Source organism: Micromonospora sp. NPDC047548 (genome assembly GCF_040642975.1).
Taxonomy (GTDB): domain Bacteria; phylum Actinomycetota; class Actinomycetes; order Mycobacteriales; family Micromonosporaceae; genus Micromonospora.
Window position 1 is genome coordinate 81,741 of record NZ_JBEYTI010000011.1, and the last position, 13,176, is coordinate 94,916.

Sequence of the window (13,176 nt, forward strand, 5' to 3'; positions counted from 1 at the left end):
CATTGTTGATCAAGAAGTTTGCGTCAGATTCGGGGCTCCGGCAGACGCAAACTTCTTGATCAACGGGCCGGGCGGAGAAGGCCGGGGGGTTACTTGACCGAGGGCTGGACGAACGGGGGGCGGGTGAGGCGCATCTGGGCGCGGCGGCCGCGGATGTCGACCTCGACGAGGGCGCCGTCGGCCAGCTCGGCGGCCGTGTCGAGCAGCGCCAGGGCGATGCCATCCTTCCTCGTCGGGCTGAAGGTGCCGCTGGTGATCGTGCCGACCCGGGCGTCGCCGACGTACACGGTCATGCCGGGGCGCGGGATGGCGCGGTCGACGGCCTCCAGGCCGCGCAGCGTACGCCTCGGGCCGGCGGACTTCTCGGCGAGCAGCGCGTCGCGGCCCCAGAAGGCCGGCTTGTCCCAGCCCACCGCCCAGCCGGAGCGAGCCTGCACCGGGCTGATCTCCAGCGACAGGTCCTGCCCGTGCAGCGGGTAGCCCATCTCGGTGCGCAGCGTGTCCCGGGCGGCCAGCCCGCAGGCCCGCAGCTCGAACGGCTCCCCGGCGGCGAACAGCGCGTCCCAGACCGCGACCGCGTGCGCGGCCGGCACCACCAGCTCGTAGCCCAGCTCGCCGGTGTAGCCGGTGCGGCAGACCGTCAGCTCCACCCCGGCCAGGGTGGCGGCGGAGAAGCTCATGTAGCCGTGCTCCACCGGCAGGCCCAGCCCGCCGAGCAGCTCCGCCGAGCGCGGGCCCTGCACGGCCAGCACCGCGTACGCCTCGTGCTCGTCGGTGACGGTGACTCCGGCCGGCGCGGCGGCGCGCAGCCGGCGCACCACCTCGGCGGTGTTCGCCGCGTTCGGGATGAGGAAGACGTGGTCGTCGGCGTGCAGGTAGGCGATGATGTCGTCCACCACGCCACCGGTCGCGTCGTCGCAGCAGAGCGTGTACTGCGCCCGGCCGGGACCGATGCGGCCCAGGTCATTGCTGAGGCAGGCGTTGACGAACTGCGCCGCGCCCGGCCCGGTGACCCGCGCCTTGCCCAGGTGGGAGACGTCGAAGACGCCCACGGCGGTCCGCACCGCCGCGTGTTCCTTCAGCACGCCGCCCCCGGCGTACTCCAGCGGCATCTCCCAGCCCCCGAAGGGGGCGAACTTCGCGCCGAGAGCGGTGTGCCGCTCGTGCAGCGGGGAACGGCGCAGCCGGGTCGCGGCGGCGTCGGAGGTCACGTCCGTCATGGGTGGCAACTTACCTGGGTACCCGCCGCTGGTTACCGGGGTACCCGCCGCTGGTTAGCATCGGCGTGACCCGCCGGGACAGCCATCGGCGGGACAGCCAAGCTTTCGGCGGGTAGGTTGCCGCCGGAGACCTTCATCGCCGGTACGCGACGACGCGACCGGCCCGGCCCGCCCGGAGTAGCTTCAGTGACATCGCCCAGCACCACCCTGAGCCTGGTCGACACCGACCCCGCAGAGCTCGCCGTCGACGCGATCGTGATCGGCGTGCACAGCCAGACCGGAGAGCAGGGCGCCACCAGCGGCCTCGCCGGCACCCTGCTGCTCGCCAGCGGCGCGGAGAGCATCGCCGCCGCCTTCGACGGCAAGCTGACCGAGACGCTGGCGCTGCTCGGCGCGACCGGCGCTCCAGGCGAGGTGACCAAGCTGGCCACGCTGGGCACCGTCACCGCGCCGATCGTCGCCGCGGTCGGGCTCGGTCCGGAGCCCACCGGCGCCGCCCCCGCCCCGGAGACGCTGCGCCGGTCGGCCGGCGCGGTCGTCCGGGCGCTCGCCGGCGCGGCCCGGGTGGCGCTGACCCTGCCGCTGCCCGACGACGCCGACGCCCCGGCCGCGCTGCGCGCGGTCGCCGAGGGCGCGCTGCTCGGCGGCTACCGGTTCGCCGGCTACAAGACCAAGCCGCAGCCGACCCGACGCACGCCGGTGGCCGAGGTGCTGATCGCGGTGCCGGACGCCGGTGACGCGACCGCCCGGGGCGAGATCGACCGGGCCACGGCCGTGGCCGGTGCGGTGCGTATCAGCCGGGACTGGGTGAACACCGCCCCGAACGAGCTGCGCCCGCCGGCCTTCGCCGAGGCCGTCGCCACCGCCGCCCGGGCCGCCGGGCTCGGCGTCGAGGTGCTGGACGAGGCGGCCCTGGCCGCCGGCGGGTACGGCGGCATCATCGCCGTCGGGCAGGGCTCGGAGGCCCCGCCGCGCCTGGTGAAGCTCACGTACACGCCGGAGGGCGGGGCGAACGGCAAGCGGGTGGCGCTGGTCGGCAAGGGCATCACCTTCGACACCGGTGGCATCTCGATCAAGCCGGCCCAGGGCATGTGGGAGATGAAGTCGGACATGGCCGGCGCGGCCGCCGTCGGCGCCGCGATGCTGGCGATCGCCACGCTGAAGCCGTCGGTGGCCGTGACCGGGTACCTGCCGATGGCGGAGAACATGCCGTCGGGCACCAGCTACCGGCCGGGCGACGTGATCACCATGTTCAACGGCAAGAAGGTGGAGGTGCTCAACACCGACGCCGAGGGCCGCATGATCCTGGCCGACGCGATGGCGCGGGCCTGCGCGGACGGCACCGACTACCTCTTCGAGACCTCCACCCTGACCGGTGGGCAGGTCATCGCGCTGGGCAAGAGGATCGCCGGCGTGATGGGCACCCCCGAGTTGTGCGAGCGGGTCAAGGCCGTCGGCGAGTCCGTCGGCGAGCCGGCCTGGCCGATGCCGCTGCCGGACGACGTGCGCAAGGGCATGGACTCCGACGTCGCGGACATCTCGCAGGTCAACGCCGGCATGGACCGGGCCGGGCACATGCTCCAGGGCGGGGTGTTCCTGCGCGAGTTCGTCACCGAGGACGTGGCCTGGGCGCACATCGACATCGCCGGCCCGGGTTACCACTCGGGCGAGGCGACCGGCTACTGGACCAAGGGCGGCACCGGCGTCCCGGTCCGCACCCTGGTGCAGTTGGTCGAGGACGTCGCCGCCAACGGCTGACGACGATGTGACACCACGACGGGGCGCCTCCCACCAGGGGGCGCCCCGTCCGCGTCCACACCCACCCGCCCGTCCCACTCCCCACGAGTACGCGCAGAGCCCGCCCCGCGCCGCCCCGCGCCGCCCCGCGCCGCACCGCGCCGCCCCGCACCGCCCCGCGCCGCCCCGCGCCGCACCAAGATCCACACCGTTTGCGGCATGTTGCTGCCTGGACTCGCCCGGGACACCGCGACTTGCCGCATATTGCGTGCCGCCCACGGCCCGAACGCCCGCACGCGACGACGGCGAGGCGGGCGAGGCGGGCGGGGCGGGGCGGGGCGGGCGAGGCGGGGTCAGAAGAGCTCGGGGCGCCGTTTGCGGCGTTCGTTGTAGTCGCGCATCCGCTGGGGGTAGCCCATCAGTCGAACGTCGTAGATCGGGATGGCCAGGCGGTGGGCGAAGCGGCGAGCGCCCTCCGGGCCGTCGACGCGGCGGCGGGTCCACTCCCCGTCGTCGGCGATCAGGATGACGGTGGTCTCGGTGACCGTCGTCCGCGGCTCGATGTACGCCTCGACACCACGCCGGGTCCGGACAAAGTTCTCAAGATGGTCCAGATCGGCCCGGTCGGCGGGGCGACCGCGACTGACCGCGCCCGTCTGCTTGCGTCGCCGGAACAGCCCCACCGACTCACTCCTCCCCCGTCCGTCATCGAAGACGGTGCCAAGAGTACGTGCCGCCGACGTGTCGTTGGGCACCTCAGTACGCGCTTCGCATCCCCTAGTGACAAGATGACCGAGGTGGGGTGTGTCCCTGTTACCCCACCGTGACCCCCTATGCAGCGACGCGACCTGGGAGTTGGACGTGAGCGAGCCGAACGAAGCGACCTTCGACATCGTGATTCTCGGAGGTGGCAGCGGCGGCTACGCGACCGCCCTGCGCGCCGTCCAGTTGGGCCTGACGGTCGCGCTGGTCGAGAAGGGCAAGCTCGGAGGCACCTGCCTGCACAACGGCTGCATCCCCACCAAGGCCCTGCTGCACGCCGCCGAGATCGCCGACCAGACCCGCGAGTCGGAGCAGTTCGGCATCAAGGCCGAGCTGGTCGGCATCGACATGGCCGGGGTCAACTCGTACAAGGACGGCGTGATCTCCCGGCTCTACAAGGGCCTCCAGGGGATGCTCAAGAGCAACAAGGCGATCACCATCGTCGAGGGCCACGGCAAGCTGGTCGGCAGCAACGTCGTCGAGGTCGACGGCAAGCGCTACACCGGCCGCAACGTCGTCCTGGCCTCCGGCTCGTACGCGAAGAGCCTGCCCGGCCTGGACGTCGACGGTGAGAAGGTCATCACCAGCGACCACGCGCTGGTCCTGGACCGGGTGCCGTCGTCGGCGATCGTGCTCGGCGGCGGCGTGATCGGCGTCGAGTTCGCCAGCGTGTGGAAGTCCTTCGGCGTGGACGTCACGATCATCGAGGCGCTGCCCCGCCTGGTCGCCGCCGAGGACGAGGAGTCGTCCAAGGCGCTGGAGCGGGCCTTCCGCAAGCGGAAGATCAACTTCAAGGTCGGCAAGCCGTTCGAGAAGGTCGAGAAGACCGAGAGCGGCGTCAAGGTGACGATCGCCGGCGGCGACACCGTGGAGGCCGAGCTGCTGCTGGTCGCCGTCGGGCGCGGCCCGAGCACCGCCAACCTCGGGTACGAGGAGCAGGGCGTCAAGATGGACCGCGGCTACGTGCTGACCGACGAGCGGCTGCGCACCAGCGTGCCGAACGTCTACGCGGTCGGCGACATCGTGCCCGGCCTCCAGCTCGCCCACCGCGGCTTCCAGCAGGGCATCTTCGTCGCCGAGGAGATCGCCGGCCAGAACCCGGCCGTGATCGACGAGGCCGGCATCCCACGGGTCACCTACTGCGACCCCGAGCTGGCATCGGTCGGCCTGACCGAGGCGAAGGCCAAGGAGCAGTACGGCGCTGACAAGATCAAGACTTACAACTACAACCTGGGTGGCAACGGCAAGAGCCAGATCCTCAAGACCGCCGGCTTCGTGAAGCTGGTCCGGGTCGAGGACGGCCCGGTGGTCGGCGTGCACATGGTCGGCGCCCGGGTCGGTGAGCTGATCGGCGAGGCGCAGCTCATCTACAACTGGGAGGCGTACCCGGCCGAGGTGGCGCAGCTCGTGCACGCCCACCCGACGCAGAACGAGGCCCTGGGCGAGGCGCACCTGGCCCTGGCCGGCAAGCCGCTGCACGCGCACGCCTGACCACGACAACCGCGGCGTCCGGCGACGGGCGATGATCCCATCAGGGAAATGAAGGAGTCTGGAGAACATGCCGGTATCGGTCACCATGCCCCGGCTCGGCGAGAGCGTCACCGAGGGCACCGTCACGCGCTGGCTCAAGCAGGAGGGCGACACCGTCGAGGTCGACGAGCCGCTGCTTGAGGTGTCCACCGACAAGGTGGACACCGAGATCCCGTCGCCCGCGGCGGGCGTGCTGAGCCGGATCGTGGTCGGCGAGGACGAGACCGCCGAGGTGGGCAGCGAGCTGGCCGTCATCGCCGGTGAGGGCGAGCAGGCCGGTGGCGGCGGGGCCGCCCCGCAGCAGGCGGCCGCGCCGGCCGCCGAGCCGACGGCCGCCGCGGCGGGCCCGGGCCCGGAGCCCGAGCAGGAGCAGCCCGCCCCGCAGCAGCCGCCGGCCCAGGCCGCCCCGGCGCCGTCGGGCGAGGGCACCCCGGTGAAGATGCCGGCCCTGGGCGAGAGCGTCACCGAGGGTACGGTCACCCGCTGGCTCAAGCAGGTCGGCGAGACCGTCGAGGTGGACGAGCCGCTGCTGGAGGTCTCCACCGACAAGGTCGACACGGAGATCCCGTCCCCGGTCGCCGGCACGGTGCTGGAGATCAAGGTGGCCGAGGACGAGACCGCCGAGGTCGGCGCCGACCTGGCGATCATCGGCGCGGCCGGGGCCGCCCCGGCCGCGGCAAAGCCGGAGCCGAAGCCCGAGCCCAGGGCGGAGGCCAAGCCCGAGCCGGAGCCGAAGGCCGAGGCCAAGCCGGAGCCCGTGGTCGAGGAGCCGACCCCGGGCCTGTCGTACAACGAGCCGGCGGCCGAGGCGGAGATCGCCGCCCAGCCGGCGAAGGCCGAGCAGGCCGCCCAACCGGGCGGGCCGAGCGCGCCGCCGCGGCGTCCGTCCGCCCCCGCCCAGGGTGGCGGCGAGGAGGCCGCCGGTTACGTGACCCCGCTGGTGCGCAAGCTGGCCAGCGAGCACGGCGTCGACCTCTCCTCGGTCAACGGCACCGGCGTCGGTGGCCGGATCCGCAAGCAGGACGTGCTGGAGGCGGCGGAGAAGGCCAAGGCGGCCAAGGCCGCGCCGGCTCCGGCGCAGCCCGCCGCCGCCGCGGCGGCCCCGGCCAAGCCGGCCGCCGCCCGGCCGCAGCCGAGCGCGAAGCGCGGCACCACCGAGAAGCTGCCCCGGATCCGGGCGACCATCGCCAAGCGGATGCAGCAGTCGCTGCACGAGATGGCGCAGCTGACCACGGTGATCGAGGTGGACGTCACCAAGATCGCCAAGCTGCGGGTGCAGGCCAAGGAGTCGTTCCAGCAGCGGCACGGCGTCAAGCTGTCGTTCCTGCCGTTCTTCGCCCTGGCGGCCATCGAGGCGCTGCAGACCTACCCGGTCGTCAACGCCAGCATGGACCTGGGCGCCGGGACGATCACCTACCCGGAGGCCGAGCACCTGGGCATCGCGGTGGACGCCGAACGCGGCCTGATGGTGCCGGTCGTGCACAACGCCGGTGACCTCAACCTCGGCGGTCTCGCCAAGCGGATCGCCGACCTGGCCGAGCGCACCCGGGCCAACAAGATCAGCCCGGACGAGCTGGCCGGCGCGACCTTCACGCTGACCAACACCGGCAGCCGGGGCGCGCTCTTCGACACCCCGATCGTGCCGTCGCCGCAGTCGGCGATGCTCGGCACCGGTGCCGTGGTCAAGCGCCCGGTCGTGGTCAACGACCCGGAGCTGGGCGAGGTCATCGCGGTCCGCTCGATGGTCTACCTGGCCCTCTCCTACGACCACCGGCTGATCGACGGCGCCGACGCGGCCCGCTTCCTGGTCGCGGTCAAGGAGCGGCTGGAGGGCGGCAACTTCGAGGCCGAGCTGGGTCTGTAAACACCCTCACCGAAGGGCGTCCCGGTCTGACCGACCGGGGCGCCCTTCGCCGTTGCGGGGACGGCCGCCCGGCAGGCCGAGGACGGTCGGGGAACGCCGGGGCCTGGCGACGGACTACGCCGAATCGGCCCCGGGCGCGCCGGACGCTGCGAGAGTTGACGGGTGAGCGACAGGCAGCGGCGGGGGCGCCTGGGACCGGCCGTCGCCATCGCGCCAGGCGCCCGGGTCGACAAGTTCGAGATCTTCTTCGACCTGGTCTTCGTCGTGTCGTTCTTCATCATCATCCGGGCGACCGCCGCCGAGATCAGCGGCAAGCAACTGCTGCACGCCATGCTGGTGCTAGCCGTGCTCTGGTGGTGCTGGGTGATCCACAGCATGGCCGCCACCCGGATTCGGCTCGGTGAGGGTTACGTCCCGGTGCTGATGGTCGCCGCGATGGCCTCCCTGTTCGCCTTCGCGCTGGCCCTGCCGACCGCCTTCGGCGATCGCCAGGAGGGGTTCGCCGGCCCGCTGGTGGTGGCGGGCAGCTACGTGGCCGTCCGGGCGGTGCACCTGGTCCTTTTCGTGCGTGGGGTGCGGGACAACCCGACCGACCGTGGGCACCTGAAACGATTCCTGCCGGAGCTGCTGGCCAGCACCCTGCTGCTGCTGGTCGCGGCGTTGGTCCCGGCGGCCATTGCCGACCCGGGCCGGGCCGCGTTCGTCCGCGACCTGCTGTGGATCGCAGTGGTGCTGGTCCAGTACGGCACCGGGCTGGTGGCGGGCGCCTGGGGTTGGGCGGTGACCTCGGCCGAGCACTGGACCGAACGCTACGACCTCATCCTGATCATCGCGTTGGGCGAGTCCATCATCTCGGTCGGCGTCGGCGGCAACCTCCTCGGCAAGCCGGTCACCTGGCCCGGCGTCGCGGCGGCCACCCTGGGCATCGTGTTCACCGCCGCCCTGTGGTGGGCCCACTTCGACCTGATCGGCCCGGCCGCCAGGATCGCGCTGCACGCGGCCACCGGCCGGGCGCGCAGGACCATGGCCCGGGACGCCTACGCGTACCTGTACCTGCCGATGATCGCCGGGGTGATCCTGTTCGCCCTCGGCAGCGAGAACCTCGTCAGCGAGGTCACCGAGCCGGCGGGCGGGCTGGCCGAGAAGTCGTTCGGTCCCGCCGTGCCGTTGCTCTTCGGCGGAGTCATCTGCTATCTGGCCACCAACATGCTGTTCCAGCTGCGGACCCTGCACACCCTCACCTGGACCCGGGTCGGGGTGTTGGTGGTGCTGACCGCCGCCATGCCGGTCGCACAGCGCCTGTCGGCGTTAGGTGCCCTCGCGCTGCTGACCGCCATCTGCGTCGGGCTGATCGCCGTCGAGGTGGTGGTGTTCACGGACGCGCGGCATGCCCTGCGCCGGGCCGTGCACGACGAGCGGGTCAACCACGAGGCCCAGGAAGCCGCCTGGCGGGCCCGCTGGCACGAGGACGAGCCCGACACCGACGACGAGAGGACGTAGACTCCCCGGCAGCGTCGCGGTGCACCCGGCAAGGAGACCGCCGAGGGCATGGAGGCGCGGGACAGCATGGGACCCATGGTGGCCGCACTGAACGCGGTGCGCGGCGGGACGACCGAGGAGCTGCTCGGCGTGCCGCTGCCCGACTGAGGATTCGCCGGTCAGCAGAATCGGCCCGTCCGGGCTGGCCAGCGGGGCCCCCGGCGGCGCAGGCTGGCCCGGTGACCATCTTCTCCCTCCAGGCCACCCCGACCGACGCGGCGAGCTGGCTCGACCTGGCCCGCCGCGCCGAGGCCGCCGGCTTCGACGCGCTACTCGCCCCCGATCACCCCGGCTCCTGCACGAACCCGTTCGTCGCGCTGGCCGCCGCCGCGTCCGTGACCACGACGATCGGGCTCGGCTCGAACGTGTCGAACCTCGGCGTCCGCGAGCCGATGCTGCTCGCCACCGACGTGGCCACCCTCGACCTGATCTCCGGCGGGCGGGCCCGGCTGGGCGTCGGCGCCGGCCACACCCCGGCCGAATGGCGCGCCGTCGGCCGGGAACGCCCGGACGTCGCCGGCCGGGTGCGGCGCTGCATCGCCGTCACCGAGGCGGTCCGCGCCCTGCTCGACGGCGAGGAGGTCACCGTGGACTCCCCCGAGCTGGCAATCCGGGGCGCGCGGCTGACCGCGCCCCGCCCGGTGCAGGCCCGCATCCCGCTGACCATGGGCACCGCCAATTCCACGCTGCTGCGCTGGGCCGGCGCGCACGCCGACGTGGTGGGACTGACCGGCTTCGGGCGTACCCGGGAAGACGGCCACGCCCACGACGCACGCTGGCGGACCGACCAGATCGAGGCGCAGCTGGCCCACGTCGCCGCCGGCGCGGCCGGCCGGGACGACCCGCCCGCGCTGGAGGCGCTGGTGCAGCGGGTGGTGGTCACCGACGACGCCGAGGCCGCCGCAGCGCAGCACGCGCGCGATGTCGGCCTGACCGTCGCCGAGCTGCTGGCCACGCCGTTCGTGCTGATCGGCACCTCCGACGAGATCGTCGCGGCGGTCGCGGAACACCAGCGCCGCTGGGGCGTCACCCGCTTCGTGGTACGCAAGGACGCGCTGGAGCCGCTGGCTCCGGTGCTCGCCCGGCTGGCCTGAGCTGCTGCGCTGCCGCCCCGGGGGCTCGGCAGCGGGCCGGCCCCGGCCGGGAAGCGACCCTCTCATGGGGACGCTTTGGAGCTGATGACGTAAACGATTCAGGCTCGGCCAGTCCTGGACACCATGCGGAATCAGCGGCAGACGTAGCCCGGGGTGCGGGTGATCCGGCCATCGCCGCGGTCGACGCAGAGTTCGTCGGCGTTCCGGTCGACCCAGTAGGTCTGGCCGAGCCAGACCAGCACCGGACGGTCGAGGTGGAACCACTCGACCCGGTTGAGCAGGACGAGCCGCTCCGCTGTCACCCGGTGCAACACGGTGCCGTCAGTCCGTGGGCCGCTCGGCGACGAGCACGCCGACACCGTGCACGCCTTCGACCCAGCCCTGCATCTGCTGGACGCAGGATCGCCTGTCGCACGACGGACTGCGACAGGCCGTGCTCCTCCTTGAGCTGCGCGGTCGACGGCAGCTTCTCTCCCGGCGCAAGCTCAACGGACTCGATTCGCCCACGGATGTGGTCGGCAAGCTGCGCCCATTTTGCCTTGGCGGGCATCCACACTCCCAAGTCCGCACCGCCATTCGACCATGAACCACTAGCCACAACAAATAAGCATTAGTCACACCTTACCTGCACACCTTGTCATGCAAAGCCCTCAATGACCGGCTGCCAGGTCTGCAAACCACGGGCTGGTCGTCCCGAAAGACGCACCCGGTCGACCACCCCCGGAGGTCGGCCGGGGGCCGGATCACGCCCGTCGCCACAGACGGGTGCATCGAGCTGGCCCGGGGTGGGTGCCAGGCTCCGGCCGCCGCGCAACGGCTGTCCCCGCCAGCCTCGGCGCCGCAACCCCGATCAGCGAGCGGAGGCGGTACGCGTGCAGCCCCTGGTCAACCAGCCCGTCGACGCGGTGGAAGAGGTGCTCGGCGAGCTGCCCATTCTAGACTGGCGGCGTGGCTGAGCATGCTTCTCGTGAGATCACACAGCGCGAGCTTCGCAACGACTCCGGCACCATCATGCGTGGTGTTGAGCGCGGCGAGTCGTTCACGATCACGCGAAACGGCACTCCGATCGGTCGACTGATCCCGATCCGACGGCGCACGTTCGCACCGCGGGCGGAGGTGATGGCCGCTTTCGCCACCTCCCCTGTGCTCGATGCGTCCACGTTCCGAGCCGACATCGACAGTGCCATCGAGCAGGATCTGTTCGACCGTGAGTGGTGACCTCCCCCTGCGCGGCCTGATCGACACCAACATCGTCATTCACCTCGCCGCGCTCGATCCCGAGCACCTGCCGGACGAGATGGTCATCAGCGCCGTCACGCTCGCAGAACTGTCAGCCAGGCCGCACCATACTGATGACCCTCGTGAACGAGCCCGCCGAATGAGCGTCCTGCAGCACGTCGAAGCGACGTTTGATCCACTGCCCTTCGACGCCGAGGCAGCTCGCGCTTTCGGTCTCATCGCCGCCGCGGTTCTCGCCTCCGGTCGCGGCACTCGTCGCCGCATCGCCGATCTCATGATCGCTTCCATCGCCCACACACATGGATTGCCGCTCTACACCACCAACCCCAACGACTTCGCTGGGCTGGGCGAGTTGGTGACGCTACAAGCGGTAAAGCGCCCAGACTAGGGCCAGACCAGCCGGCCCGATGTGCCGCAGCGACCGCACCCCGTACCCCTGCCGCCTGCACCGATGGGGGCGGCGGGTGCTGCACTCCCGGGGCCTGTCCGAGCGGGCGGTCGACGAACTGGCGGCCCAAGCCGAGCAGCAGCTCCGCGTACCCGAAGGGCGGCGCTGAGGTGTGGCCGGGCCGGCGGCGCAACGACGCGCCGGTGCCGCTCGGGCCGCGACACAGGCAGACCTGGCGGCGCGGACGGCGCTGGTGCTCCTGCGGCCTGCGCTGGACGGCGTGCCCGGACCGGCACGCGCCGGTCCCGACCGAACCCCCCGCGCCGCCGCCGAACAGCCGCTGGTGGGACGAGGTAACCCGGGCCAACCCGCAGGTCGGCCGGGTCGGTCGGCTCACCCCGGCGCAGACCTGGCGGGCCAACGGCGGCCGATGGTGAACCCGCCGCGCCCGCACCTGCCGCTACGTCCCCTCTGGCTCTGCCGGGCCTGCGCCGCGCCCCGGCCGTGCGCCACCGCGCGACTCACCCTCCTGCGGGAGTACGCGCACGACCGGGTGGCGCTGCTCGTCTACCTGGGCGGGCTGCTGCACGACGCAGCCGGTCAACTGCACACCCTGAACCCGCACGACGCGCCAGAGCCGGCCCAACTCTTCGACCGCTTCCTCGGCTGGGCCATCCCGCGTCGGCGAACCTGACCTTCACGATTCCCACCCCGCCAGGGCCGCTACGCGCTGCGAACCAACCACTGCCAACCAGGAAGCCGGCTTGGACGGTCAGCACCGTCCGCCTGATCCGTTGATGTCATCAGCTCCAAAGCGACGCACAACCCCAACCACCCCGGGCCCGGTCGCCCGACGAGAGAGGTCGATGGATCAGCGACAGACCCAGCGGGGGGTACGGGTGATTCGGCCGTCGCGGCGGTCGACGCAAAGCTCCTCGGTGCCGTAGTCGACCCAGTAGGTCTGGCACGGCCAGACCAGCACGGGGCGCTCCAGGATGAACCAATCCACCCGGTCCAGCAGGACCAGCAGGACCAGCCGTTCCGCCGTCACCCGCCCCCGTACGCGCAGAAACCTAGCCTCGGGATCACACGCGGGTGGATCCGCCACCCCCGATCGGAAGCGGTATCGCTCTCGTCCACTCGTACATCCGCCGATCACGGTGGAACGTCAGCAGGTCGACGTGGCCGAGCGTCAAGGAGACCGGTTCGGCGTGGACCTCACTCAACGCCTTGGCGATCGGCTCCGCGTCCTGCTCGGCGTTCGAGTAGGCCAGGCTGACGTGCGGCCGGTACTCGCCCGGAGGCCGTACCGGCTGGTCGACCCGATCGTCGCCCAGAACCTCGGCCACGGCGTGGCGTACGACATCGCGCAAGCTTCTGACGGGCTCGGGCGGGTCAGCAGGTAGGTAGACCGCCTCCGGCCGGACGACAGGCCGGTGAAAGGTCACCGTTGGTGGGGTCAGCGCCCCGAGCCGGCGCTGGACCAGGTCCGTCAGCCTGCTGAACTCCACGTCCGTGACCTCGTCGACAAAGCCGATCCCCTGCACGGTCAGGTGAAGCCAGGCAGCCGGGATCAGGTCGAGCGTCGGGAACTCCGCGAGGCTGGCCTGATAATGTCCATGTCGATTCCAGGACGCCGAGGCACGAGAGGATGAAGCCAGCCTCCGAAGCCTGGTCGTAGTCGACGACCTGGTCGCCGTCCTCAAGCTTGCGCTTGAACCCACTGGGCCTGACCTGGTCATCATCGCTCAACCTCTTGCCCGCACGACGTCTGGCCTCCACCCGCAGCATGAGCAGGAAGTA

Annotated in this window: 15 protein-coding genes and 1 pseudogene; 10 read left to right on the forward strand and 6 right to left on the reverse strand. The window is 71.9% G+C overall.

The annotated features are described in order from the left end of the window. Nucleotides 1-89 precede the first annotated feature (89 nt). Nucleotides 90-1,220, reverse strand: a complete 1,131-nt coding sequence (gcvT, locus tag ABZ807_RS14320) for a glycine cleavage system aminomethyltransferase GcvT (protein ID WP_357156650.1) — start codon at nucleotides 1,218-1,220, stop codon at nucleotides 90-92. Nucleotides 1,221-1,406: 186 nt separating this feature from the next. Here gcvT and ABZ807_RS14325 point away from each other — a divergent pair, with 186 nt between their 5' ends. After that, the gene (locus ABZ807_RS14325; RefSeq protein ID WP_357156653.1) at nucleotides 1,407-2,978 is read left to right on the forward strand and encodes a leucyl aminopeptidase; all 1,572 of its coding nucleotides are present in this window, start codon (nucleotides 1,407-1,409) and stop codon (nucleotides 2,976-2,978) included. Nucleotides 2,979-3,310: 332 nt separating this feature from the next. Here ABZ807_RS14325 and ABZ807_RS14330 read toward each other — a convergent pair whose 3' ends face one another. Continuing rightward, nucleotides 3,311-3,640, reverse strand: coding sequence for a hypothetical protein (locus ABZ807_RS14330; RefSeq protein ID WP_154943981.1), 330 nt, complete (start codon nucleotides 3,638-3,640; stop codon nucleotides 3,311-3,313). Nucleotides 3,641-3,818: 178 nt separating this feature from the next. Between ABZ807_RS14330 and lpdA the strand changes: the two genes are divergently transcribed. The 4 genes from lpdA (at nucleotide 3,819) to ABZ807_RS14350 (ending at nucleotide 9,746) form a co-directional block, all read left to right on the forward strand. Beyond that, nucleotides 3,819-5,210, forward strand: a complete 1,392-nt coding sequence (gene lpdA, locus ABZ807_RS14335) for a dihydrolipoyl dehydrogenase (RefSeq protein WP_357156656.1) — start codon at nucleotides 3,819-3,821, stop codon at nucleotides 5,208-5,210. A gap of 67 nt (nucleotides 5,211-5,277) precedes the next feature. After that, complete coding sequence (gene sucB / locus ABZ807_RS14340; protein ID WP_357156658.1) at nucleotides 5,278-7,113, forward strand: 2-oxoglutarate dehydrogenase, E2 component, dihydrolipoamide succinyltransferase; 1,836 nt, start codon at nucleotides 5,278-5,280, stop codon at nucleotides 7,111-7,113. A gap of 162 nt (nucleotides 7,114-7,275) precedes the next feature. Continuing rightward, nucleotides 7,276-8,613, forward strand: coding sequence for a low temperature requirement protein A (locus ABZ807_RS14345; protein WP_357156660.1), 1,338 nt, complete (start codon nucleotides 7,276-7,278; stop codon nucleotides 8,611-8,613). 218 nt (nucleotides 8,614-8,831) lie between these two features. Beyond that, the gene (locus tag ABZ807_RS14350) at nucleotides 8,832-9,746 is read left to right on the forward strand and encodes a TIGR03621 family F420-dependent LLM class oxidoreductase (protein ID WP_357156662.1); all 915 of its coding nucleotides are present in this window, start codon (nucleotides 8,832-8,834) and stop codon (nucleotides 9,744-9,746) included. Between the two features lie 131 nt (nucleotides 9,747-9,877). On the opposite strand, the gene ABZ807_RS14355 is transcribed toward ABZ807_RS14350, so the two are convergent. Together ABZ807_RS14355 and ABZ807_RS14360 are read right to left on the reverse strand one after the other, a co-directional pair. Beyond that, a complete protein-coding gene (locus ABZ807_RS14355; RefSeq protein WP_357156664.1) occupies nucleotides 9,878-10,048 on the reverse strand; it encodes a hypothetical protein in 171 nt (56 codons plus the stop codon). A gap of 19 nt (nucleotides 10,049-10,067) precedes the next feature. Beyond that, a pseudogene (locus tag ABZ807_RS14360) lies at nucleotides 10,068-10,302 on the reverse strand (winged helix-turn-helix domain-containing protein). Nucleotides 10,303-10,694: 392 nt separating this feature from the next. Here ABZ807_RS14360 and ABZ807_RS14365 point away from each other — a divergent pair. The 5 genes from ABZ807_RS14365 to ABZ807_RS14385 are packed head-to-tail and all read left to right on the forward strand — an operon-like array spanning nucleotide 10,695 to nucleotide 12,067. Next, a complete protein-coding gene (locus ABZ807_RS14365; RefSeq protein WP_357156666.1) occupies nucleotides 10,695-10,964 on the forward strand; it encodes a type II toxin-antitoxin system prevent-host-death family antitoxin in 270 nt (89 codons plus the stop codon). Then, nucleotides 10,954-11,373 (forward strand): type II toxin-antitoxin system VapC family toxin, encoded by a 420-nt coding sequence (locus ABZ807_RS14370; protein WP_357156668.1) that lies wholly within the window; start codon nucleotides 10,954-10,956, stop codon nucleotides 11,371-11,373. Before ABZ807_RS14365 ends, ABZ807_RS14370 begins: the two co-directional genes overlap by 11 nt. 19 nt (nucleotides 11,374-11,392) lie before the next feature. Next, a complete protein-coding gene (locus ABZ807_RS14375) occupies nucleotides 11,393-11,542 on the forward strand; it encodes a hypothetical protein (RefSeq protein ID WP_357156670.1) in 150 nt (49 codons plus the stop codon). Nucleotides 11,543-11,576: 34 nt separating this feature from the next. After that, a complete protein-coding gene (locus tag ABZ807_RS14380) occupies nucleotides 11,577-11,810 on the forward strand; it encodes a hypothetical protein (RefSeq protein WP_357156672.1) in 234 nt (77 codons plus the stop codon). After that, nucleotides 11,804-12,067 carry a hypothetical protein gene (locus ABZ807_RS14385; RefSeq protein WP_357156674.1) on the forward strand — a complete coding sequence of 88 codons (264 nt, stop codon included), beginning with the start codon at nucleotides 11,804-11,806 and terminating at the stop codon, nucleotides 12,065-12,067. Before ABZ807_RS14380 ends, ABZ807_RS14385 begins: the two co-directional genes overlap by 7 nt. Nucleotides 12,068-12,244: 177 nt before the next feature. Here ABZ807_RS14385 and ABZ807_RS14390 read toward each other — a convergent pair whose 3' ends face one another. Together ABZ807_RS14390 and ABZ807_RS14395 are read right to left on the reverse strand one after the other, a co-directional pair. Further along, on the reverse strand, nucleotides 12,245-12,424 hold the full coding sequence (locus ABZ807_RS14390) for a hypothetical protein (protein WP_357156676.1): 180 nt from the start codon (nucleotides 12,422-12,424) through the stop codon (nucleotides 12,245-12,247). Nucleotides 12,425-12,458: 34 nt separating this feature from the next. Further along, nucleotides 12,459-13,118 (reverse strand): 2'-5' RNA ligase family protein, encoded by a 660-nt coding sequence (locus ABZ807_RS14395; protein ID WP_357156678.1) that lies wholly within the window; start codon nucleotides 13,116-13,118, stop codon nucleotides 12,459-12,461. Between the last annotated feature and the right edge of the window lie 58 nt (nucleotides 13,119-13,176).